Origin of the sequence: Streptomyces sp. P9(2023) (genome assembly GCF_032436795.1) — a bacterium.
Taxonomy (GTDB): Bacteria; Actinomycetota; Actinomycetes; order Streptomycetales; family Streptomycetaceae; genus Streptomyces.
This window is the reverse complement of the sequence record NZ_JAUPWM010000126.1, coordinates 1-572: the sequence shown is the minus strand read 5'-3', so window position 1 is coordinate 572 and position 572 is coordinate 1. Positions and strand designations below refer to the sequence as shown.

1 protein-coding gene is annotated in these 572 nt (G+C 65.9%); it reads left to right on the top strand.

All coding sequences use genetic code 11. The features are described 5' to 3' along the window. Position 1: 1 nt before the first annotated feature. Positions 2-572 (top strand): DNA cytosine methyltransferase (locus Q5762_RS36970; RefSeq protein ID WP_315896695.1); only part of this gene is annotated, 571 nt, incomplete at its 3' end.

Here is a 572-nt window from a genome sequence, read left to right as displayed (position 1 = left end):
CATTAAGGTCGCCGCCAACCACTGGCAGCGAGCGATCGAAACCCACTCCGCCAACCACCCCGACACTGAGCACTTGTGCGCCGACATCTCCGCGATCGACCTGCGCTACCTGCCACGCACCGACGTTCTGTGGGCAAGCCCCATCTGCACCGAGGTATCACCGGCCGGTGGACGCCGCAAACGGACGCGACAACTCGACCTGTTCGAGGAACACGGCCACGTCCCCACCGAGGCGTTCGAGCGGACCCGCGTCACATTCTGGGAGGTGATCCGCGCCGCCGAACTCTTCCGCTACCCGCTCGTCATGATCGAGAATGTCGTGGAGGCAGCCCAGTGGGAGTTGTTCGATACATGGCTGGCGGGCATGACCACCCTCGGCTACACCGCCCAGTTCGTCTCCGTCTCCGCAGCTCACATCGGCTCCGACACCAACCCGCACGCGCCGCAGTGGCGAGACCGTATGTACATCGTCTTCAACCGCAAGGGCGTGCCCGCCCCCGACGTGCGGCCGCGACCGCTGGCCTGGTGCGAGAAGTGCGGCACGGACGTGGCAGCCATGCAGTGGTGGAAGC